20 protein-coding genes are annotated in these 20,837 nt (G+C 65.2%); 9 read left to right on the forward strand and 11 right to left on the reverse strand.

Translation table 11 applies throughout. The features are described 5' to 3' along the window. Positions 1–107 precede the first annotated feature (107 nt). From SPICUR_RS01895 to SPICUR_RS01905, 3 genes are read left to right on the forward strand one after another with little or no spacing between them, the layout of a single operon-like run. Positions 108–773 (forward strand): ABC transporter ATP-binding protein, encoded by a 666-nt coding sequence (locus SPICUR_RS01895; protein ID WP_023365491.1) that lies wholly within the window; start codon positions 108–110, stop codon positions 771–773. Then, the gene (locus SPICUR_RS01900) at positions 770–3,262 is read left to right on the forward strand and encodes an ABC transporter permease (protein WP_023365493.1); all 2,493 of its coding nucleotides are present in this window, start codon (positions 770–772) and stop codon (positions 3,260–3,262) included. The genes SPICUR_RS01895 and SPICUR_RS01900 overlap by 4 nt, the downstream gene beginning before the upstream one ends. After that, entirely contained in the window at positions 3,214–4,413 is a 1,200-nt protein-coding gene (locus tag SPICUR_RS01905) for a lipocalin-like domain-containing protein (RefSeq protein ID WP_023365495.1), read from the forward strand. Before SPICUR_RS01900 ends, SPICUR_RS01905 begins: the two co-directional genes overlap by 49 nt. A 14-nt stretch (positions 4,414–4,427) precedes the next feature. Here the strand turns inward: SPICUR_RS01905 and SPICUR_RS01910 are convergent, their stop codons facing one another. From SPICUR_RS01910 to SPICUR_RS01920, 3 genes are read right to left on the reverse strand one after another with little or no spacing between them, the layout of a single operon-like run. After that, positions 4,428–5,114: an MlaC/ttg2D family ABC transporter substrate-binding protein gene (locus SPICUR_RS01910; RefSeq protein ID WP_158499822.1), complete on the reverse strand. Its 687-nt coding sequence runs from the start codon at positions 5,112–5,114 to the stop codon at positions 4,428–4,430. Beyond that, entirely contained in the window at positions 5,041–5,784 is a 744-nt protein-coding gene (locus SPICUR_RS01915) for a hypothetical protein (RefSeq protein ID WP_023365499.1), read from the reverse strand. The genes SPICUR_RS01910 and SPICUR_RS01915 overlap by 74 nt, the downstream gene beginning before the upstream one ends. 3 nt (positions 5,785–5,787) lie before the next feature. Beyond that, positions 5,788–7,008, reverse strand: a complete 1,221-nt coding sequence (locus SPICUR_RS01920) for a Bcr/CflA family multidrug efflux MFS transporter (RefSeq protein ID WP_237220345.1) — start codon at positions 7,006–7,008, stop codon at positions 5,788–5,790. Between the two features lie 104 nt (positions 7,009–7,112). Here SPICUR_RS01920 and SPICUR_RS01925 point away from each other — a divergent pair, with 104 nt between their 5' ends. From SPICUR_RS01925 to SPICUR_RS01930, 3 genes are read left to right on the forward strand one after another with little or no spacing between them, the layout of a single operon-like run. After that, entirely contained in the window at positions 7,113–7,994 is an 882-nt protein-coding gene (locus SPICUR_RS01925; protein WP_023365503.1) for an NAD-dependent protein deacetylase, read from the forward strand. Beyond that, positions 7,994–8,194 carry a DUF2256 domain-containing protein gene (locus SPICUR_RS09690; RefSeq protein WP_076742126.1) on the forward strand — a complete coding sequence of 67 codons (201 nt, stop codon included), beginning with the start codon at positions 7,994–7,996 and terminating at the stop codon, positions 8,192–8,194. Before SPICUR_RS01925 ends, SPICUR_RS09690 begins: the two co-directional genes overlap by 1 nt. Beyond that, positions 8,191–9,747, forward strand: coding sequence for an FAD-binding domain-containing protein (locus tag SPICUR_RS01930; RefSeq protein ID WP_023365505.1), 1,557 nt, complete (start codon positions 8,191–8,193; stop codon positions 9,745–9,747). Before SPICUR_RS09690 ends, SPICUR_RS01930 begins: the two co-directional genes overlap by 4 nt. Before the next feature lie 71 nt (positions 9,748–9,818). Here the strand turns inward: SPICUR_RS01930 and SPICUR_RS01935 are convergent, their stop codons facing one another. Further along, a complete protein-coding gene (locus SPICUR_RS01935; protein WP_023365507.1) occupies positions 9,819–10,790 on the reverse strand; it encodes a porin in 972 nt (323 codons plus the stop codon). A 237-nt stretch (positions 10,791–11,027) separates the two neighbouring features. Next, positions 11,028–13,034: a thioredoxin domain-containing protein gene (locus tag SPICUR_RS01940; protein WP_023365509.1), complete on the reverse strand. Its 2,007-nt coding sequence runs from the start codon at positions 13,032–13,034 to the stop codon at positions 11,028–11,030. An 83-nt stretch (positions 13,035–13,117) separates the two neighbouring features. Between SPICUR_RS01940 and ampD the strand changes: the two genes are divergently transcribed. Both ampD and ampE read left to right on the forward strand, forming a co-directional pair. Beyond that, positions 13,118–13,705 (forward strand): 1,6-anhydro-N-acetylmuramyl-L-alanine amidase AmpD, encoded by a 588-nt coding sequence (gene ampD, locus SPICUR_RS01945; RefSeq protein ID WP_023365511.1) that lies wholly within the window; start codon positions 13,118–13,120, stop codon positions 13,703–13,705. Next, positions 13,702–14,565 carry a regulatory signaling modulator protein AmpE gene (gene ampE / locus SPICUR_RS09495; protein ID WP_023365513.1) on the forward strand — a complete coding sequence of 288 codons (864 nt, stop codon included), beginning with the start codon at positions 13,702–13,704 and terminating at the stop codon, positions 14,563–14,565. Before ampD ends, ampE begins: the two co-directional genes overlap by 4 nt. Before the next feature lie 7 nt (positions 14,566–14,572). Here the strand turns inward: ampE and SPICUR_RS01960 are convergent, their stop codons facing one another. The 6 genes from SPICUR_RS01960 to SPICUR_RS01985 form a co-directional block, all read right to left on the reverse strand. Beyond that, positions 14,573–15,022 carry a universal stress protein gene (locus SPICUR_RS01960; RefSeq protein WP_023365515.1) on the reverse strand — a complete coding sequence of 150 codons (450 nt, stop codon included), beginning with the start codon at positions 15,020–15,022 and terminating at the stop codon, positions 14,573–14,575. A gap of 9 nt (positions 15,023–15,031) precedes the next feature. Further along, complete coding sequence (locus SPICUR_RS01965) at positions 15,032–16,315, reverse strand: TRAP transporter large permease (RefSeq protein WP_023365517.1); 1,284 nt, start codon at positions 16,313–16,315, stop codon at positions 15,032–15,034. 3 nt (positions 16,316–16,318) lie between these two features. Further along, positions 16,319–16,903: a TRAP transporter small permease gene (locus tag SPICUR_RS01970; protein WP_023365519.1), complete on the reverse strand. Its 585-nt coding sequence runs from the start codon at positions 16,901–16,903 to the stop codon at positions 16,319–16,321. A gap of 90 nt (positions 16,904–16,993) precedes the next feature. Beyond that, the gene (locus SPICUR_RS01975; RefSeq protein ID WP_023365521.1) at positions 16,994–18,010 is read right to left on the reverse strand and encodes a TRAP transporter substrate-binding protein; all 1,017 of its coding nucleotides are present in this window, start codon (positions 18,008–18,010) and stop codon (positions 16,994–16,996) included. Between the two features lie 172 nt (positions 18,011–18,182). Further along, entirely contained in the window at positions 18,183–18,917 is a 735-nt protein-coding gene (locus SPICUR_RS01980; RefSeq protein ID WP_023365523.1) for a TadE/TadG family type IV pilus assembly protein, read from the reverse strand. Between the two features lie 31 nt (positions 18,918–18,948). Continuing rightward, positions 18,949–19,419: a pilin gene (locus SPICUR_RS01985; protein WP_023365525.1), complete on the reverse strand. Its 471-nt coding sequence runs from the start codon at positions 19,417–19,419 to the stop codon at positions 18,949–18,951. Positions 19,420–19,639: 220 nt separating this feature from the next. On the opposite strand from SPICUR_RS01985, the gene sucC reads away from it, so the two are divergent. Continuing rightward, the gene (gene sucC / locus SPICUR_RS01990) at positions 19,640–20,809 is read left to right on the forward strand and encodes an ADP-forming succinate--CoA ligase subunit beta (protein ID WP_023365527.1); all 1,170 of its coding nucleotides are present in this window, start codon (positions 19,640–19,642) and stop codon (positions 20,807–20,809) included. Positions 20,810–20,837: the final 28 nt, after the last annotated feature.

A 20,837-nucleotide genomic window follows, 5' to 3' on the forward strand; every position in this document is an offset into this window, starting at 1 on the left:
ATCTCTTGCGCGAAAGTCGGTCCCTGAGAATAACAGAGCCGGTGCTGGAATCGACGCTCGTGCCTCTGTCACGCTCGTCCTTCCAATCAACAACGGAGCCCACCCTCATGGCCGATATTGCCTTCGAGTCGCTGAGCCGCTGGTATGGCGAGGCGCCGCAGCGGACGGTGCTCGATCGCGTCTCCGGCACCATCCACGCGGGCGAGTTCGTGGTCGTGGTGGGGCGAAGCGGGTCGGGAAAGTCCACCCTGCTCAACCTCCTCGGCGGCCTCGAGTCCCCCAGCGAGGGGGTGGTGCGCATCGACGGCACGGATATCGCCGGCCTGGGCGATCGCCCCCTCACCGCGCTGCGGCGCCGGCGGATGGGGTTTGTGTTCCAGGCCTATAACCTCATTCCCACCCTCTGCGTCGCCGACAACCTGCGGCTGCCACTCAGCCTCAATGGCCTCGACGATGAGGGGCGGGTGGATCAGTGGCTCGCCCGGGTCGATCTTGAGGGACGCGGCGGCGACTGGCCGGATCGGCTCTCGGGGGGTGAGCAGCAGCGCGTCGCCATCGCCCGGGCGCTCATCCATGAGCCGGATTTCATCCTTGCCGACGAACCGACGGGCAACCTCGATCTGGAGAATGCCGAGCGCATCGTATCGCTGCTCGATGGGCTCTGCCGCGCCGAGCAGCGCACCCTGATCATGGTCACTCACGCCCAGGAGGTGGTGGGGCTGGCCGATCAGCTGCTCACCATCCGTGATGGCCGCCTGGTGGATGCCGAATGAACCGACTGATCGGGCGTATCGGGCGTGCCGATCTGCGCCGCCATCCGCTCCAGACGGGATTGGCGATGCTCGGTGTGGCGATCGCCGTCGCGGTGGTGGTCGCGGTGGATCTCGCCAACCACTCCGCCCGCGAGGCCATGCGGGTGTCGCTGGAGTCGGTGACTGGCAGCGCCACCCATCAGATCGTGGCCGGGCCGGCGGGCGTTGACGAGCGCCTCTATACCCGCCTTCGGACCGAGCAGGGGCTCCGCCGTGCCGCCCCGGTGGTACAGGGCGGCGTTGTGCGGGCGGGTGGTACCGAGCGCTCCCTGACCCTGCTGGGCGTGGATGCCTTTGCCGAGGCACCGTTCCAGCGCCCACTGGGCAGTACCATTAGTATGGGAAATGCCTTCAATGCCCTGTTGCTGCGCGATGATGCGGTAGCCGTTGGCAGTGGCGAGGCGGCGCGGCTTGGCGTCAGCGCCGGTGACACCCTGACGCTGCGGGTCGAGGGCGGGCGCAGGCCGGTCACGGTGGTCTCCGTCGTCGACGATCCCAAGGACCAGGCCCGGGGGTTGTTGCTCACCGACATCGCCGCCGCGCAGACCCTGCTCGATCAGATCGGCCGGCTTGATCGTATTGACCTGATCCTCTCCGACGCGCGTGCTGAGGCCCTCGGTGAGACGCTCGGCGAGGGCGTGCGCATTGTGCCCGCCGCCGCGAGTGCCCAGTCGGTGCTGCAGATGAGCCGGGCATTCCAGATCAACCTGACGGCGCTCTCGCTGCTCGCGGTCGTGGTCGGCGCCTTTCTGGTGTTCAACACCCTGAGTTTTCTGGGCGTCCGCCGGCGGGCGACCATCGGCATCCTGCGGGCCATGGGTGTGCAGCGACGCGAGGTGATGGGGCAGATGATCGGTGATGCCCTGCTGATTGGTGTCGTTGGCACGGTGGTCGGACTGGGGCTGGGGTTCGCACTCGCCCACGGACTCGTGGGATTGGTGTTACAGACGGTCAATGACGTGTACTTCGAGCGCGCTGCTGGTGATCTGGTGCTCTCGCCCTGGAGTCTGGCGGCGGGGCTGCTGGTCGGGCTTGTCGGGTCCATCGCCGCGGCGCTGGCGCCGGCGCGGGATGCCGCCTCGACGCCACCGCGGGCGGCGCTGTCACGCGCCGATCTCGAGCAGCGCGCCCGGCAGCTGGCCCGGCGGGGCGGCTGGGCCGGCGGTGGCGTGCTGGCCGCCGGTGCGCTTGTGATTATCCTCAGTGATGGGCTGGTGCCCGCGTTTGTGGGCCTGTTCGCACTGATCCTCGGCGCCGCCTTTCTGGCACCGGCCATTATCCTGGGTGTCGGCGCCCTGCTGCGGCCGCTGATGCGGGGCCGCCCGGTGGGTGGGCTGATCGTCGAGGGGGCGGTGGCCTCGCTCAGTCGCACCGGTGTTGCCGTGGCCGCGCTGTCGGTGGCGGTCGCGGCGGTGATCGGCGTAGCGGTGATGATCGCGAGTTTCCGCGTCAGCGTGATCGAGTGGCTGGAGGGATCGCTCGCCGCGGATTTCTATGTCTCAGCGCCCGCTGCCCTCGATGACGCCCAGGCCGATCGACTGGCCGGGATGGCCGGCGTTGATTTCGTCAGCCGCTCGCAGTGGTATGACCTTGCCACCGACGATGGGCCGGTGACGATCTGGGCGCTGGGCCTGCCGGCGGACCAGTCCCCACAGATCGATATCCGCCGGCCCGGGGCCGAGACGGCGCTGGCCGCGTTCGAGGCCGATCAGGCGGTGTTGGTGAGCGAGCCATTCGCGGCCCGCCGGTCCCTTGAGCCCGGCGATACCCTGACCCTGCCGGTAGGTAGCGATCGCGCCAGTCTTGCGGTCGCCGGCGTCTATCGCGATTACGCCTCACCCACCGGCGCAGTACTGATGCGCCGGGGGCTCTATCGCGCGCTCTACGACGATGCCGGTCTTGCCGGCATCGGCGTCCATGCCAGTGATGACGCCGATCGCGAGGACCTGATCGGGCGGCTGGAGGCTGGCCTTGCCGGTGTTCCAGGCGCGCGGGTCACCGATAATGCGGCGGTATTCGAGCAGTCGCTGCGCATCTTCGACCGGACCTTCGCGATCACCGAGGTCCTGCGCTGGCTGGCGGGGCTGGTGGCGTTCGTGGGCGTGATCTCGGCGCTCATGGCCCTGCAGCTCGATCGCCTGCGCGAGTTCGCGGTGCTGCGGGCGATTGGCCTCGGCCGTACTGGACTGGCAGGTCTGATCGGCGGGCAGAGTGGTCTGCTCGGCTTGATTGCGGGGCTCTGGGCGATACCACTGGGTGTGACACTCGCCGCGTTACTGGTCTTTGTCATCAACCGCCGTGCCTATGGCTGGACCATGGGCTTTGAGCTCCAGGCCGGGCCGATCATCGAGGGCGTCATGCTCGCGGTGATCGCGGCCTTACTGGCGACGCTCTATCCGGCATGGCGGGCAACACGGCTGCGGATCGCCGCGGCGCTGAAGGGGGAGTGATGCGCGAACGCATCGATGCGGGTCTGATGGGCCTACTGGGGCTGCTGTTCGGGGCGGTCATTATTGGAGCGCTGCGTTTTGGCCTCCCCAGCGCCGCTCCAACCCCCGAGGCCCAGAGTCTGGCGGCGGTGATGGGGCCGACTGGCGATGCCGATGAATTCGCCCGGGTCACCGGGCCGCGCCCGCTGTCATTCCCCGCCGACCATGGCGCCCATCCCGACCACCGGACCGAGTGGTGGTATTTCACGGGCAATCTCACCAGCGAAACCGGTGAGGACTATGGCTTTCAGTTAACGCTGTTCCGCACTGCACTGGCGCCCGAGTCCCCTGAGCGGGCATCCGACTGGGCGACACGCCAGGTGTGGATGGGGCACTTCGCGGTGACCGATCTCGGTGCCGGGGAGCACCGGGCTGCGGAGCGCTATCAGCGTGGGGCCCTGGGCCTCGCCGGGGCCACCACCCGTCCGGTGCGGGTGTGGATGGATGACTGGCAGATCCGAAGCGAGGGCCCGGATCGGCTCTTTCCGCTGCAGGTCGAGGCGAGTGATCCGGCGAATGGCATTGCCATCGATCTGGCCATCGATGCCGACAAGCCACATGTCCTGCAGGGGGAGCGGGGCTATAGCCAGAAGGGCGAGGATCCTGCCAATGCCTCGCGGTATTACTCCTATACGCGGCTTGCCGCCGAGGGGACGGTATCGTTCGCGAATACCGCCGCATCGGTCACCGGCAGCGCCTGGCTGGATCGGGAGTGGAGCACCAGCGCGCTGGATGCCAGTCAGGCGGGCTGGGACTGGTTCGCGCTGCAGCTCGCCGATGGCCGGGATCTGATGGTGTATCGGCTGCGGCGCAATGATGGCAGCACCGATCGGCACTCCGCCGGTATCCTGGTGGGACCGGACGGCGAGAGCCGTCGTCTGGCGGCCGATGATTTCCGGCTCACGGCCGAGCGCTACTGGGAGAGCCCCCGCACCGGATCACGCTATCCGGTGGCGTGGCGGCTGCAGCTCCCGGGGGAGGGCATGGAGCTGAGTGTGGAGGCTCGTCTTGATGATCAGGAAATGCCCACCACGGTGCGCTACTGGGAAGGCGCGGTAGCCGTGACGGGCAGTGCCGAGGGTGTCGGTTATCTGGAGATGACCGGCTACTGAGCGCGGGTGGCCGCTCAGGCCCCGTCGCCGTTTACGGTTTCCTCTTCCCAGGCCTCCTCGACATCCACGGCGCCGTCCTCGAGCGCCTCGATCATCGCGTCGACGCCGCCATCACGACCGGCGGCCGACTGGAGGGCATCGCGAAAGACCAGCAGGATGCTCACGCCGCTCGTCTCGATATCGAAGACCCGCCAGCGATCATCGCGCTGATAGAGCTGGATGCGGAGCTGGAGTTTATCGATCCCGGGACCCTCGGCCAGCGCACTCACGATGGCGCGCTCGTCCTTTTCACTGACCAGGCGCAGGTCAACGCTGCCGCGCTCTGCGAAGTCGGCTGCATCCTCGGCATAGCGCTGCAGGGCTCCGGCGTAGAGATTGGCGACCCGATCGGCGAGCGCTTCGGCGAGGCGGTCGATATCCGCCGGGTCTGCGGTACGCGCGGCCGGCCCCATGGCAAAGCGCGCCATCAGCTGCGTGTCGACCCACGGCCGGACCTGGTCATTGAAGATTTCCACAGCGGCGTCCCGATCGGCAGCCAGGGTTTCCTGACGCTCGGCGATGCTGTTGAGGGCATCGGTGACCACGTGCTCCACCACCGCTTTGGGTGTCGCGGGGACATCATCCGTCTCAGCGGTAGCGGTGCCGGTGCTCAATCCCAGCATGATGAGCGTTGCCGTCAGTATCGCCAGCGGATTCAGCATCGCGGTTCTCGTTCGGGTCATGAGCGATCTCCAGGAGGTGATTGAGATATTCCAGACGCATCCGTGACAGCCGGATTCGTTCCGCGAGCCCCGGGTCGGGGTCAGGCAGTATCGTCAACAGATCAGCATGGAAGAAAACACCGAAACTGTCGATGTAGTGGAGGTGATGATTGCTGTCGAGGACGAGGTTGTCGATGCCGTACAGGTCGAGGACTCGATCCTCCTGTCGGTACCAGCGCTCGGCGGTGGTAATGAAATGCGCCAGGGCGTCGCGCAGACGCGGATCACGGTTGATCATCGGCGCCAGATCGGCCTCATTGCTGGGGTTGGCGACATCGAACCAGCGCCGGATATTGGGTGCCATGGCAATGACACTCTCCTCGCCATCAATGCGTGTCCGCACAAAGACCGTTGGCGGGACGATGCCGCCGAGGGCTTCACGCAGGCGGCGGTGATCGCGGTGGAGGATCTCGACCTCCCGCGCTGGCGTGCGAGTCCGGGGTACCTTGATCACCCGATCCAGCATCTGGCGCTCGCCATCGCGGAGGACACTGCCGCTACTCCGCCACACCTCGCAGTGATAGCCGGCGTCTGAGATCAGACTGGCGGGCAGCTGATCGGTGCGCAGACAGGCAATGCGGCTGCCGATGCGGTCGTCTTCGCGTGCCATGGATCAGCCCACCGCGGCGATGCGCCGCTGCTGGTGCCAGAGCACCGAGAGCGAGGCGAGGGCCAGCGCTGCGGTCAACGCCATCACCATGACCATTGTCACCAGTGGATCGCCCTCGATCGTTCCCACCAGTGCGGCACTGAGCGCGCCCAGCCCGAACTGCATGACACCGAATAACGCCGATGCCGAACCGGCATGATCCGGGTGCCGATCGAGCAGCCCGGCAACCGTGTTGGCGGCGATGATCCCGACCGTGCTGAGGGTGACGAAAAGCACTGGCGTGATCAGCCACTGGGCGCTGATCCCGCTTGCCACCATCGCCACCAGCGCGGAGGTCCCCAGCGCCATGGTCAATACACCCGCGGTGAGCATGCGACGGTGCCCGAAGCGTATGACCAGCTGGCCGTTGGTGAGATTACCCATCAGCAGCCCGACGACATTCAGGGCGAAGAAGTAGCCGAAGTTCGCCTGCGAGACGCCGAATACCTCGGTATAGACGAACGGACTGCCGGCGACATAGGCGAACAGCGCGGCGAAGGCCATGCCGCCCGCGCCCAGATAGGCGAGGCTGAGCGGGTCGCGCACGATGGGCACATAGCCCATGAACAGCCGACCCAGCCGATCGCTCTGACGCCGCTCGACCGGATGCGTCTCTGGCAGCGCCAGTAGCAGCGTCGCGCCGCAGGCCAGCGCAAAGAGGGTCAGCGCCCAGAATACCGCCCGCCAGCCGAGCATGGTGCTGATCCAGCCGCCCAGGACCGGCGCGATCAGCGGTGCGATCGTCATCACGAGGATGACGAACGACATCACTCGGGCGGCGCGACGGCCGGCGTAGAGATCGCGGACCACCGCGCGGGCGATGACCGGTCCGGCGGCGGCGCCGAAGCCCTGCGTGAGGCGCCCGGCGAGCAGCATTTCGATGTTCATGGAGAACGTGCAGACCAGCGTCGCGACCAGATAGAGCAGGATACCGACCAGCAGCGGGCGACGGCGCCCATAACGATCCGCGAGCGGCCCATAGAAGAATTGGCCCACCGCGAGACCGATAAAGAACAGTGCCAGACTGAGCTGGGTGAGCCCGGGGCTGACTGAGAGATCCTCCTCGATCAGTGGCAGGCTGGGCAGATAAAGATCGATGGACAAGGGCGCGAACGCGGTGATGACACCGAGAATGACGATCATCGCCACGCCGTTGGCGCGAGCGGGTTTGACGGGTCCGAACAAGGGTTGGCTCTCCTGGGGCATCCGGCCACCGAATTCCGGTCGCCTGAACCTGTCAGTATAACGTAGCGTTGTTGAGGCCGATCAGACAGAGGAGTTCCACCATCGTGGCGAAATCCCGGCCACTGCCCGATGCCGCCGATGAATGGTCGGTGACGGACCTGGCGCCCGCACTCGAGGCGCATGCCCCGGTCATGGTGATCACCGGGGCCGGGGTCTCCACTGGCTCGGGCATTCCCGACTACCGCGATCACCAGGGGAGCTGGAAACGTGGCTCACCCATGCAACTGAGTGAGTTCACCGGCAGCGAGTATGGCCGTCAGCGCTACTGGGCGCGGAGCCTGGTGGGCTGGCGGACGGTGGAGCAGGCGCGGCCCAACGCGGCGCACCGGGCGCTGGCGACGCTGGGTGATCGCGGTGTGGTCGGGTCGGTGGTTACCCAGAACGTGGATGGCCTGCATCAGGCCGCCGGCAGCCCGAATGTCCTTGATCTGCATGGCCGCCTCGACCGGGTGGAGTGTCGTGACTGCGGTCGGATCATCCCGCGATCGCTCCATCAGGCACAGCTCGAGGTCGCCAACCCCGACTGGGCTGCCGCTGCGCAGGCCCGATATACGGCGCCGGATGGCGACGTGGAGCTCGGCGATGTCGACTATGATCGCTTCGTAGTCCCTGCCTGCGAGGCCTGTGGTGGCATGCTCAAGCCGGCCGTGACCTTCTTCGGTGAGATGGTCCCGAAGCCCCGGGTGGCCGCGGCATTCGCGGCGCTGGAAGCCGCCTCCGCACTATGGGTGGTGGGCTCGTCACTTATGGTCTGGTCGGGCTATCGGTTCGTGCGGGCCGCCGCCGCCGCCGGCAAACCCGTCTATGTGCTGGGGCTGGGCGTCACCCGCGGCGACGCTGAGGCCAGCGGGCGGCTGACCGCCGACTGCGCCGAGGGTCTGGCGCGGATCATCCGGGCGCTGCCCGCCGGGGCGGTGGCGGACTGATGGCGCAAAAGCCGCTGCCAAGCAAGACCTGTCCGGTCTGTGGGCGATCCTTTAAGTGGCGCCGTAAGTGGGCGCGCGACTGGGAGAACGTGCGCTACTGCTCGGAGCGCTGCCGACGCCAGCGGCGGTTGGCGGATGACGAAGGCGAAGCCGACAGCCCGCGCCCCGTTCCCAGTGGCAGGGCACGGCGGCGCTCGTGAGCGCACAGGTCGTCTGGTACAAGCGCGACCTGCGCACCGCCGATCATGCACCCCTGGCCCGGGCCATGGCGGAGGGGCCGGTGCTGCCGGTCTATGTGATCGAACCCGATTACTGGCGCCAGCCGGATACGGCCCAGCGGCATTGGGCATTCATCCGCGAGAGCCTGATCGAGCTGGATACCGCACTGGCGTGCCACGGGCTGCGGCTATGGGTGTTCGAGGGCGAGGCCGTGGCGATCTTTCGCTGGCTGCATGAGACAGTGGGTGTGGCGGCGATTCATGCCCACGAGGAGACCGGTAATGACTGGACCTATCGGCGCGACCACGCCGTGCGTCGGATGTGCCGCGAGGCCGGCATTGCTTTCCATGAGGTCCCGCAGTTCGGCGTGGTCCGGCCGTTGGCGAATCGCGACGAGTGGGCGGGGCACTGGGAGCGGCGCATGAAGCGGAGCCCGGTGGCACTGCCGGATCGGGGCGCCGCGCTCGATCCGGGGCCAGTCGTGCGCTCGGCCACCCATCCCATCGAAGCCCTGCCCGAGCACTCCGGCCCGGGCGATATCGCCTGTCCGGGCCGTCAGGGCGGTGGCCGGATGGCGGGTGAGGCGCTGTTATCGAGTTTTCTGGATGAGCGTGCCGAGACCTACCGCCAGGGCATGTCGAGCCCAGCGTCGGCATGGCGTGTCTGCTCAAGGCTCTCGCCGCATATCGCCTACGGCACCCTGTCGCTGCGCGAGATCGTGCAGACCCACCGCCGGCGCTGGATGGCGCTCAAGGCCGAAGCGCCGCGCTCGAACTGGGCACGATCGCTCAAATCGTTCGAATCACGCCTGCACTGGCACTGTCATTTCATCCAGAAGCTCGAGGATGAGCCAGCGCTCGAGCACCGCAACATGCACCGTGGCTATGATGGCCTGCGTGATGAGACCCGCGCCGATCCCGAGCGTCTGGCCGCCTGGATCGAGGGCCGTACCGGTCTGCCGTTCGTCGATGCCTGCATGCGTCAGCTGCGCGCCGAGGGCTGGATCAACTTTCGCATGCGGGCGATGCTCGTGGCGGTGTCGAGCTATCACCTGTGGATGCACTGGCGGGAGCCCGCGCAACATCTCGCGCGGCTTTTCACCGACTACGAGCCGGGCATCCACTACTGCCAGTTCCAGATGCAGTCGGGGACCACTGGCATCAACACCCTGCGCATCTACAACCCGATCAAGCAGTCCCGGGACCAGGATGCCGACGGGGCCTATATCCGCCGCTGGGTGCCCGAGCTCGGGCGCTTGCCCGCGGACTGGGTGCATGAACCCTGGCGCCTGCCGGCAGGGCTGCAGCGCCGTTATGGCGTGCGTCTGGGGGAGGATTACCCGTGGCCGATCGTGGATCACGAACAGGCCGCCCGCGAGGCAAGAGAGAAGATCAAGGCCCACCGCGCCGGTCGCGATCTGGCCCGCGAGTCCGCCCGGGTACGCCGTCAGCATGCGAGCCGAAGCCCCAGTCCCGAGCGCCCGCGGCCAACCCGCCGTCATCAGGCCCCCGGTCAGGGCGAGCTCGATCTCTAAGGCATAAAAAACCGCCAGCCGGGTAGCGATGCCGGCTGACGGTTGGCGTGGGGGAAAACCCGGCGTCGGGATCAGTACTCGAGGATCAGGCCGGCAACCGCCAGCTTGTCGTCATCGCCACTGCTGACACCGTCGAAGTTGCCATACTCGGCGAAGATCAGCAGCCCATCGGCGACGCCATAGTTCACGCCACCGGCAAACTGGGTGCGGCTGTCAGCGTTGTCTTCGGAGTAATCCTGAACGGCCCCGTAGAGATCACCTGCGCCGTAGTTGTAGACCAGCGCGGCGCCGGAGGCGTCTGCGTCATCGCCGTTCTTGTTGCTCTGCTGGGCATAGCGGAAACCTGCCTCGAGGTTGTCGCCAAGGTTCGCGGTCGCGGCAAGCCCGTAGACGCCATCCTCGGACTCAAAGCTGTTACCACTGCCGGTATCCATCGAGCCCCGATCATCATAACCAGCGGACAGGGCAAAGTTGCCAAAGTCGTACTGGGCAGCGCCGATCAGGCTGACCTCATTGCCGGTCTGACGGCCGTCGGTCTCATCCTTGACCCGGGTCTGGAGCCGATAGGAGAAGCCCTGCATGTCCGGGCTGTAATAGGTGATCATGCTGTCCTCGTCGGTGACGCTGACCTGGGACAGTGTCGCGTTCTCGAAGGGGTCGATGGGATCGGCGATCAAGTCTACGAAGACGTTATCGCTGTCACCGACCTGGATCTCGCCGAAGTCGCCCGTGAAGCCGAATACGGTAGCGTCGCGGCTGAAGCCGTCGCCTTCACCTAGCGTGTCGTACGCGAACTCCGTCTCAATGTACGCCGTGTAGCCGTTGCCGAGATCCCGCTCACCGCCGAGGATCACGATCGAGCCATCGTCTTTGAATTCGGTGGTCGAGTCGCCACCAATCTCATCTGTGTCGATATAGTTAAGAACGACCTCGCCGCCGAGCGTCAGAACGGTGTCCTCGCCGACCTCGAAATCAGCAGCCTGGACACCGGCAGAGACCATGCCGGCGGCCATGAAAAGGGCCAGCTTCGATGTGTGCTTCATCACTTGAATCCTCGTTTGATTGTGGCGTTGCGCTGACGCGACAGGCGGCTGGATCAACCGCTGTCCCGACTCGCGATGACAATGCCGGGACAATGTGACGAGGCGATGAGGGTTTGATGACAAATCGTTTTCGATTCAGTGACAGCGATATTGCAAGGCGATGAAGGGCGTCGCGCGCCGCCAACGACTCATCCGGATTGCTCGGGTGATTGTGGCGGCGACGAGACGATCGAGCGCTTACTGGGTGTTGGCGAGGCGGTCCCTGAGCTCGGCGGCGCTAGTGGCTCGGGGCAGGCAGGTCTGTCCGCGGCAGACCCATGCCCCCGTGCCCTCGATGGGCGCGGCGGCGGTGGCTTGAGCCGGGTCGGGCGTAAAGATCAGCCGCTGTGGCTGGAAGCTTCCCTCCGCGGTGTCGCGCAGATCCGCCCGGGTGGCCTTGTCCCCGCGAATGACGACCAGCTGCGGGGGATCGAGCTGCTCATCGAGGGCGTCGAGCAACGTGCAGTGCGCCGCCGGTGCCTCCTCGATGCTGTCCGCCGCGGCGGCAAGGGTGTGTTCCGCCGCCTTCAGGTAGCGCGGCTCGCCCAGCCAGTGACCGAGGCGATTGAGTGACAGCGCCGCCAGGCCGTTGCCCGCTGGCAGGGCATCGTCGGTCCAGGTGCGTGGCCGCTGGATGAGGGCCTCATGATCCTGCGCCGTGAAATAGAACCCACCGGCATCGCTGTCCTCGAACCGTGTCAGCAACGTCTCGGCAATGGTCTGCGCCCACTGTGTCCGCGCATCCGACCAGCGTGCCTGCTGCAGCTCGATCAGCGCGGTCAGGAGAAACGCGTAGTCATCCAGATACCCATCCCTGAGCCGGGCAAGGATGAATGCCTCGGTCCGCTCGGCGGCATCGATGAGTTCAGGCAGTTCAAGAAAGCGACCAGCGCGCGCCAGTGAACGGATCATCAGGGCATTCCAGGCGGTGAGCACTTTGTCATCACGACTGGGCTGAGGCCGCTGCTCGCGGGCGTCGCGGAGTTTCTGCTGGGCCGATTTCCAGCGCTCGACCAGTGTCTGCCGCGGTGTCTGTAGCGCCTTGGCGAGCTCTGAGAACGCCATATGCACCTGTGGATGCCAGCGCCCATCGAAGTTGGGTTTCTCATCAAGGCCGAGCCGGCGAATGACGAGCTCGGCCTCGTCCTCATTCACGACCTCGCGCACCGCCTCGGGCGTCCACAGATAGAACGCTCCCTCCCCGTCAGCGCTGTCGGCGTCCAGTGAGGTCGCGAAGCCCCCGTCGGGCAATGCCATCTCGCGTAGCGCCCACTCGGCGGATTCACGGGCGATGCGGCGGAAAAACCGGTCGCCGGTGGCCTGAAAGGCGTCGCTGGCCACACCGATCAGAAGCGCGTTGTCACAGAGCATCTTCTCGAAATGCGGGATCATCCACTCGCCGTCGACGCTGTAGCGGGCGAATCCCCCGCCGATCTGGTCATAGATCCCGCCCAGCGCCATCCGTCGCAGCGTGTGGCAGGCCATGTGCAATGCACCGCGATCGGTCTCACCGCGCTGCTGGCTGCGCGCATACCCTCGCAACAGGCGCTCAAGGGCCATGGGCTGTGGGAATTTCGGGGCACTACCAAACCCTCCATGGGCGGGATCAAAGCGCTCGCCCAGCTGGCGACGGGCGGTGTCGATGGGAGCGCTGTCCGGGATCCTGCCGCGGCTCTCCACGCTGCTCAGCCGGTCGAGGACGCGCTGGAGGTCGGCATTCTGCGCGTCGATTTCGTCGCGGTGGTCGCGCCAGACACGGGCGATGCGGTCCATGACATCGCCAAAGCCGGGCATCCCCTGCCGCGGTTCCGCCGGGAAGTAGGTGCCCGCGAAAAACGGCATCTGATCGGGCGTGAGAAACAGCGTCAGCGGCCAGCCACCACCGCGGCCCACCAGCAGCTGGTGGGCAGTCTGATAGATACGATCGAGATCCGGGCGCTCCTCGCGGTCGACCTTGATGTTGATAAACGATGCATTCATCTGTTCGGCGATCGCCGGATGCTCGAAGCACTCATGCGCCATGACATGGCACCAGTGGCAGGCCGAGTAACCGATCGAGAGCAGGATCGGGCGATCCAGCTGCCGGGCCGCGGCGAGTGCGGTGTCGTCCCAGGGCTGCCAGTGCACAGGGTTGTCGGCATGCTGGCGCAGGTAGGGGCTGCTGGCGTCCGCCAGGCGGTTGGTGGAGAGCGGCGATTGGGACATGGCATGATCCCCGACAGTAGTGTGGCGGACAGAATGCTATCATTCCGGGTTGATGGGGTGGCGGTGAACGGGAACGGGCAGTCATGCGAGTAGATGAGGCATCGGGGCGGGTTGTCGATGCGTCCTTCGTGGATTCACCGAATCGGGGCGCGCGGCCAGCCGGGCAGGTGCCGGAATTGATCGTTATCCACGGCATCAGCCTGCCCGCCGGGCAGTACGGCGGTGGCTTCATCACCCAGCTTTTCACCAATCAGCTCGATACCCGGGGTGATGCCCGATTCGCTTATCTGGCCGGGGTGCGGGTCTCGGCTCACCTGCTGGTCGCCCGGGATGGGCATGTCACTCAGTATGTGCCCTTGGATCAGCGCGCCTGGCATGCCGGTGAATCGGTGTTTGAGGGGCGGCATGACTGCAACGACTTTTCCATCGGCATTGAGCTCGAGGGCACGGATACGCAGGGCTATCGCCCGATCCAGTACGAGATCCTCGAGGGCCTGATCGTGGCGCTGCGTGAGGCCTATCCCGCCATCGGTGACGATCGGATCGTCGGCCATTGCCATATCGCGCCCGGGCGCAAGAGTGATCCGGGGCCCGGGTTCGAGTGGCAGCGGCTGCACCGCAATCTTGGTATCCGCTGTCCGATCACCCAGCGTCGGTCGCTCTCGCTATGAAGCTGCTGGCCCTGATCGCGGCGCTGCTGATCAACGGTTATCTTCCGTCCGGTGGCTGGCGTAGCGCGCGGGGCTTTTTTCGCTACGCGGCCCGACTGCAGGCCCGACTCATGCCGCTGCGCGCCTGGGACAATGGTCTGGGCCTGGCACTCGTGCTGCTGCCGCTGCTGCTGCCAGTCGCACTGATCCAGTGGACGCTGGGTGGAGCCCTGTCGGGCCTGGTCGGTCTGGCACTCAGCGTGGCCGCGCTGTGTTTCGCGTTTGGCGGAGGTGAGGCGCTGGAGGTCGAGGTCGCGGCCTTTACTGCGGCCTGGCGCCGCGGCGATGAGGCGGGTGCTGCGGCGGCGCTCAAGCAGCTCGCCGGCGGCCGTGATGACGCAGTGGCATTCGAGGCCATGCCGGAGGCAGCGATCGGGCATTTGCTGCTGCGGGCCCGGACGCGCTTGTTCGCGCCGGTGCTGTGGTTTGTCCTGATCGGCCCACTCGGGGCTTTCGGCTATCGGGTGGTGGTGATGGCACGGGCATTCGGTGACTGTCGTGATAACGCGGGTCCGGGTTACTGCGGTCGTGCCGAGAAACTCCTGGCGCTGCTGGACTGGCTGCCGGATCGGTTGATGGCGATGGCCCTCGCGCTGGCGGGGCATTTCAGCGCCGCCTGGAACGTTTGGGAAGAGGAGTCCGCTGCACCGCCACGACGCCGACTCTCGGAGACCGGGATGGCGGCGCTGGGCGTGCCGCTGGCTGATGCCCCGCGGGATCTGACCGCCGATGCCGTGGACGACGCTCACGCCCTATTGCGGCGCACGATCTACGTCTGGTTGGCGCTAGTGGCCGCAGGCGTCCTGTTCGCGATCGGCTGACCGCCGGCTATACCACCAGGACCGGGCAGTGGGCCCCGCCGGCGACCCGATGGGCAACGCTGCCGAGCAGCATACTGGTTTCGTCCGTGGTGCCCTGGGCCCCGATCACGATCAGATCGCAATCACGCTGACGCGCGAACTGGACAATCGTACTGGCGGGTCGACCGCCCTTGACGAATGCTCTGACCCGATCACGTGGGACATGGTGATCGATGACCGACTGCTTGGCGGACATGGCGATATCGGTCGCATACTCCTTGAGCGCGTCGTCTGGCATGTTTGCGCGGCTGGGCCGGACCATCGACAGCGATGCCTCACGCAGGCTGTGGTGTTTGAAAACGCAGAGTATGAACACCTCGGCATCGGTCAGCCGCTGCAGGCCGATGACCTTGTGCAGGGCCGACATCGCACCGCTTGAGCCATCGACGGGGACCAGGATTCGGTTGAATAACGCCATACGCTGCCCCTAGTTATACATCAGGTCGCGCAGACCCAGGGCGATCTGCGGGAACATAATCAACAACGCGGCCGCGACCACCAGCATGATGACGAATGGCGGTGTCCCCCGGATGACCTCCATATAAGGACGCTTGAAGATCGCGATCGCGGTGAATATATCGCAGCCGAAGGGAGGCGTCGCCGAGCCGATGGCCACCTGCAGTGTGATGAGGATGCCCACCAGAACGGGATCGAGGCCCGTGGCCTCCACCGCCGGCATGAAGATCGGTGTGAGCACGAGAATCACCACGATCGGGTCAACGAACATGCAGGCAACAAAGAACGCCACGCAGATCGCGATCAGCACGCCCACCGGGCCGGCCTCGTTGATCCCCACTGCGCTCAACACCGCTTCAGGGATCTGCGCAAAGGAAATGATCCACGAGAACCCGTTACCGGCCGCTACCAGAATGAACACGACCGCCGTGATCAGACCAGTCGACTTGGCAATCGCCCAAATCTCGGTGGTTTTCAGCGAGCGGAAGATCACGAATTCGAGGATCAGCGCGTAGAGCACGCAGACGGCCGCGGCCTCGGTGGGGCTGAACACGCCGCCGTAGATGCCGCCGACGATGATCACCGGGAAACCCAGTGGCCAGAGGGCGAGGCGCACCGACGAGAGTCGTTCACGCCAGCTGGCCTTGTCCTCGGTGGGAACGTCCTTGATATGCGCGTAGATGATGCAGTAGATCGAGAACATCGTGAGGATCATCAGCCCCGGGCCGATGCCGGCGATGAACAGTTCGCCGATCGAGGTCTCGGAGATGACGCCGTAGACGATCATGCCGATGCTCGGCGGGATCAGGAACGCGATATCGCTGGCGTTGATGATCAGCGCCAGGGTGAACGGGTCCTTATAGCCGGCTTTGAGCATGCGCGGCCGCAGCGGTGACCCAATCGCCACCACCGTCGCCTGGGTGGAGCCCGAGACCGCGCCGAACAGCGTGCACGACGCGGCCGTACTCACGGCGAGCCCGCCCTTGATATGGCCGATAAAGCTCATGACCATGTTGATCAATCGCTCCGCCGAGTGGCCACGCGTCATGATATCGGCGGCGAGGATGAACATCGGCACCGCGATCAGTGAGGCCGGCCGGATACCGGCGAGCATCTGCTGGATGAGCGTTTCCATCTGCCCGAAGCCGCCGAACATCATGGTAAAGCCGATCACCGCCCCGGTAATCAGCGGCACCATCATGGGGAATCCGAGCAGAAGTAAAAGCACCATGGCGCTGAACATGATCGCGGCCATGGTCTATACCTCGGTTTCGGTGTCGCGGTAGCCGTCGATCACGGCGGTCGACAGGTAAACGTCTTTCTCCCGCAGGTTCTTCACCGCGGTGAGCAGGTACTGGATGCCTGTGATACCGAATCCGAGCGGTACCCAGACATAGATCGTCCAGATTGGAAAGCCGAGCGCCGGCAGTACGCGCCCGCTCTCACGGACCTCGATGATGTAGCCGACCGAGAAATAGAGCAGGAAGAACATCGTTGACGAGGTGATCAGGGCGATGATGATCATGGCGAACTTGCGACCGCCAACCGGGAAAGCATCATAGATCGCCGACATGCGGATGTGGCGACCGTGACGGGCCGCGTAGCCGATGCCCGCAAAGGTGATCAGGATGATCAGGATGCGATTGATCTCCCCTGAGAAGGAAATGCTCTGCCCCAGCGCGAAGCGCCCCACCACGTTGGCGATGGTATTGGTGGCCATGAGCAGGACGCCTGAGGCGAGAATGACGGCCTCGAGGCGTGACAGGAAGGTGTCCAGGGTCCCGAGGGGACCCGGTAGGTCGGACCGGTACGCTTTTTCCGCGGCTTCGTCTTCGGCATTCATATCCGGTCCGCCTCCCGCATGGATTCTGAATAAGGAAAGGCGGCCCGCATGGCGGACCGCCTCTGGCCTGACAGGGTGTCAGGATTGGGTTCAGTCGGACTGAACCGCCTCGAGGTCGGCCTTGAACTGCTCGAGCAGCGCTTCGCCATCCTCACCGGTCATCTCGAGATACGCCTGCTCGACCTGCGGCGCCTGGGCCTTGAAGGCCTCGAGCTGCTCGTCGGTCAGGCGCGTCACGGTGACCTCGTCGGAGTCCTCGCGGATCTTTTCCAGCGACTCATCGGCCAGACCCTGGATGTGCTCCATGGTGTGATCATAGGCCACATCGGCGGCCTCACGCACCACCTCCTGATCGCTGTCGGACAGCCCATTGAAGAAGTCCTGGTTTGCCATCGAGGCGGTGACGAACCAGCCATGACCGGTGAACGTCAGGTTGGGCGAGACCTCGTAGAGACCGCCGGACTCGATCCAGAAGATCGGGTTTTCCTGGCCGTCGATGACGCCGGTCTGCAGACCGCCGTAGACCTCACCCCAGGGGAGCGGGGTCGGGCTGGCGCCGAATGCGTCATAGGTCTCGGAGAGCAGCGGGTTGGTCATGACCCGGATCTTCTTGTTGTTCAGATCCTCCGGGCTCGTGATCGGCTCATCGGCCGTCACCACCATTTCGCCCTCTGGGTACATATTGAGCAGCTCCAGGTCATGCTCGGCGTAGAGCTCGGGGAACATCTCGTTGATGGCCTTGCTCTCGTCGAAGAACTCAAGAACCGTCTGCTCGTCGGTGGGCAGGAGGTAGGGAACAAAGAAGATCTGCGCCGGGGGCAGCCACGCGCCACTGAAGCCCGGCGACTGGTTGACGAATTCGAGGATCCCGGACTGGGCCTGTTCCATGATGTCGTCGGACTCGCCCAGCTCACCAAAGCGGTAGATCTCAAGGGTATGCTCAGAGTTGGCCTCGATATACTCCTTGAAGGCCACTGCATAGACGTCCTGCACGTCCCCTTCGAACTCCTCATGGGCATAACGCCACGTTTCAGCGAAGGCAGCTGTGGATAGACCAAAGGCGAGGGCACCGACCGCGGTGCGGGTAAAGAGTGCGGATGACTTCATTAACGAGTCTCCCTTTTGCTGTTTCGGGTGACGGCAACACGCCGAGCACTTGCCGATTACCAGCCGTCACGGATGTGACAGACAGGTTAACGCTATCCCGCGCTGTTGATGGCGGTCAAGTCGATGCGATTCGCGCCAAAATGATGCGGAAAATGCACGATAATGGCGCGATCTAATCGGAATTCAGCGGCTCGCGGGCGACTCCGGGTAGATCGGAACGGAGCGGGAACTGCCGCCCGCTGAAAGCCCGCGTCTGCATTCTCACCGTTGCCGTCGTGACGATCGGCAGCCGGCCCGATGCAATCATTACACGCTCACGCGCCCCAAAGGCTTTCGTCCAGCGCGTGGCCATGCGCACGGCCTGGAGTATGAAAGCGCCGGCGTAGGGTACCTTGAGTTCATAGCCATAGACCGCCTGAACGCGCAGCAGCGTCGCGTCCTGCACGTTGATATGGCTCTGTCGTCCGGGGCGGGTTGATGCGCGCTCGAGATTGCGGAAGGGAAGGTAGCGGCGTCCGCGATGATCGCGTAGGGCGTGATCGCTGAATGCCTCGCGGGTGGGGTTGAGGATGTTGAGCTGGAGGTTGATCCGGGCGTCCGGCATTGCGCGGGTCAGAAACGCCGTCTCAAACCCCGTCGCGCTTGCCGTTGATAGATGCATCGGCACGATCGCCCGGGCAAATGCATTGCGCATGGGGGCTATCTGCGCATGGTTGAGTGCCCCGGCACGGGCCGCCATCAGCGTGGCGTGATCGGTCATCGCCCGCGCCTGATGGATGAGTGCCCACTGCGTGATCGATAGCCCGAGCACCAGCACAACCGGCAGGGCGATCACCGTCTCCAGCATGATGCTGCCGGTGATGCGCCCGCTGCCGCGTGAGGTGGACTGGCCGGCACGTCGGCGCATGCTCAGGGCCGGGTTATGACCGATGGACCGTTCAGTTGGTGGCGCTGGTCGTGGATCGGCAATTGGCCGGGGCGTATTGAGCGGGGAGGCCGTCAGTATCCGGGATCTCGCAGTTCCAGGCCAGGCTGTTGTTAGAGGTGTCCGGTACGAAGCTGAGAACGCTAGCTGGTTCGATACCCTTAGTGTCTTTGAAGCTCACGGTTACTGTCCCTAGGGCGAAGCCAGCTCCAGTCTCGGTTCCCACGGAAACGGCGCTAATGACATCTGTTTCATAATCAGTATTAGGTCCCAGTCCGGCCTCATCATTGTTTGCCGGCAACTCACCATTCGCATAGTAGTAATCGGCCACGCTGGTCTTGGCGGCGCCGGCGGCGGTGATGGCCTCGGTGACCTTGGCCCGCACCGTGTAGTCCGAGTACGCCGGTACGGCCACCGCCGCCAGAATGCCAATGATCGCGACGACGATCATCAGCTCGATCAGGGTGAACCCCTTCTGTCGCATTCTCATGGAAAACCTCCGTTGTCATGCTCAGGCCGGACCGCGGCCTGCCGGTCCATTCAGCCCCAGGCGCCGCTGCCGATCTGCGGGCAGGGTCACACAACCCACCCGCCGCGCGGGTGGACCGGACAAGCGGCGGTTACCACCGGGTCGCTGATCTTTTGAATCGGTCCGATGAATCGTGGAGAATGACGGCACTTTTAATGGAGGAGGCGGAGCGCCCATGAACCTTCACGAGTTTCAGGCGAAGCATATCTTCAGCCAGTTCGGTATTCCCATCCCCAGGGGCTTCGTGGCCCGCTCCGCGGCCGAGGCCCGCTCCGCTGCGCAGGAGCTGGGCGGTTCGGTGCAGGTGGTCAAGGCGCAGGTCCACGCCGGTGGCCGGGGCAAGGCCGGTGGCGTCAAGCTCGCCAAGAGCCTTGACGAGGTCGGCGAGTACACCGAGGGCATGCTCGGCACCCGTCTGGTGACTCACCAGACCGACGAGCACGGCATGCCGATCAACGCCGTGATGATCGAGGAGGGCCTCGACATCGCCCGCGAGATCTATCTCGGCGCGCTGGTCGACCGCGCCAGCAAGCGGGTCGTATTCATGGGCTCCGCCGCGGGCGGCATGGACATCGAAGAGGTGGCCGCTACCGAGCCCGAAAAGATCGTGACCGTGCGAGTCAATCCGGTGGCCGGGCTGCAGCCCTATCAGTGCCGGCAGATGGGCTTCGCGCTGGGGCTCACGCCTGTGCAGATCAAGCAGCTCACCCAGATCATGAAAGGCCTCTACCGCTGCTTTGAAGAGCGCGACCTGAGCCTCATCGAGATCAATCCGCTGATCGTGACCGCTGACGACACGCTGCTTGCGCTGGATGCCAAGATCAATGTCGATGACAACGCCATCGAGGTGAACCGCCAGGCCGAGATCGCCGATATGCGGGACCTGAGCCAGGAGGACGAGACTGAGGTGCAGGCCGCCGAACACGGCCTCAACTACATCACCCTCGACGGCAACATTGGCTGCATGGTCAACGGTGCGGGCCTGGCGATGGCCACCATGGACGTGATCAAGCTGCATGGCGGCGAGCCCGCCAACTTCCTTGATGTCGGTGGCGGGACCAACAAAGAGCGCGTCACCGAGGCGTTCAAGATCATCTCCGCCAGTCCTGACGTCCAGGGCATTCTGGTCAATATCTTCGGCGGTATCGTGCGCTGCGACATGATCGCCGAGGGCGTCATCGCCGCCGTCAAGGAAGTGGGCGTTAATGTGCCGGTGGTGGTGCGCCTCGAGGGCACCAATGTCGAGCAGGGCAAGCAGCTCCTGGCCGAGAGCGGGCTCGACATCATCCCCGCGGACGACCTGACCGATGGCGCAGACAAAGTGGTCGGCGCGGTCAGCGCCTGATCCCGTAACCCGGACAGCAGACGAGGAA

It is taken from the genome of Spiribacter curvatus, assembly GCF_000485905.1.
Taxonomy (GTDB): Bacteria; Pseudomonadota; Gammaproteobacteria; order Nitrococcales; family Nitrococcaceae; genus Spiribacter; species Spiribacter curvatus.

Bases quoted from the DNA above. Each gene is read 5' to 3' on its own strand.
- SPICUR_RS01915 (WP_023365499.1), bottom strand. From the start codon at position 5,784: ATGGCACGCGAAGACGACCGCATCGGCAGCCGCATTGCCTGTCTGCGC.
- SPICUR_RS01980 (WP_023365523.1), bottom strand. From the start codon at position 18,917: ATGCGCCGACGTGCCGGCCAGTCCACCTCACGCGGCAGCGGGCGCATC.
- SPICUR_RS09690 (WP_076742126.1), top strand. From the start codon at position 7,994: ATGGCGCAAAAGCCGCTGCCAAGCAAGACCTGTCCGGTCTGTGGGCGA.
- SPICUR_RS01960 (WP_023365515.1), bottom strand. From the start codon at position 15,022: ATGGCGTTATTCAACCGAATCCTGGTCCCCGTCGATGGCTCAAGCGGT.
- SPICUR_RS01900 (WP_023365493.1), top strand. From the start codon at position 770: ATGAACCGACTGATCGGGCGTATCGGGCGTGCCGATCTGCGCCGCCAT.
- SPICUR_RS01970 (WP_023365519.1), bottom strand. From the start codon at position 16,903: ATGAATGCCGAAGACGAAGCCGCGGAAAAAGCGTACCGGTCCGACCTA.
- ampD (WP_023365511.1), top strand. From the start codon at position 13,118: ATGCGAGTAGATGAGGCATCGGGGCGGGTTGTCGATGCGTCCTTCGTG.
- ampE (WP_023365513.1), top strand. From the start codon at position 13,702: ATGAAGCTGCTGGCCCTGATCGCGGCGCTGCTGATCAACGGTTATCTT.
- sucC (WP_023365527.1), top strand. From the start codon at position 19,640: ATGAACCTTCACGAGTTTCAGGCGAAGCATATCTTCAGCCAGTTCGGT.
- SPICUR_RS01985 (WP_023365525.1), bottom strand. From the start codon at position 19,419: ATGCGACAGAAGGGGTTCACCCTGATCGAGCTGATGATCGTCGTCGCG.
- SPICUR_RS01940 (WP_023365509.1), bottom strand. From the start codon at position 13,034: ATGTCCCAATCGCCGCTCTCCACCAACCGCCTGGCGGACGCCAGCAGC.
- SPICUR_RS01895 (WP_023365491.1), top strand. From the start codon at position 108: ATGGCCGATATTGCCTTCGAGTCGCTGAGCCGCTGGTATGGCGAGGCG.
- SPICUR_RS01910 (WP_158499822.1), bottom strand. From the start codon at position 5,114: ATGCTGAATCCGCTGGCGATACTGACGGCAACGCTCATCATGCTGGGA.
- SPICUR_RS01965 (WP_023365517.1), bottom strand. From the start codon at position 16,315: ATGGCCGCGATCATGTTCAGCGCCATGGTGCTTTTACTTCTGCTCGGA.
- SPICUR_RS01975 (WP_023365521.1), bottom strand. From the start codon at position 18,010: ATGAAGTCATCCGCACTCTTTACCCGCACCGCGGTCGGTGCCCTCGCC.
- SPICUR_RS01935 (WP_023365507.1), bottom strand. From the start codon at position 10,790: ATGAAGCACACATCGAAGCTGGCCCTTTTCATGGCCGCCGGCATGGTC.
- SPICUR_RS01905 (WP_023365495.1), top strand. From the start codon at position 3,214: ATGGCGGGCAACACGGCTGCGGATCGCCGCGGCGCTGAAGGGGGAGTG.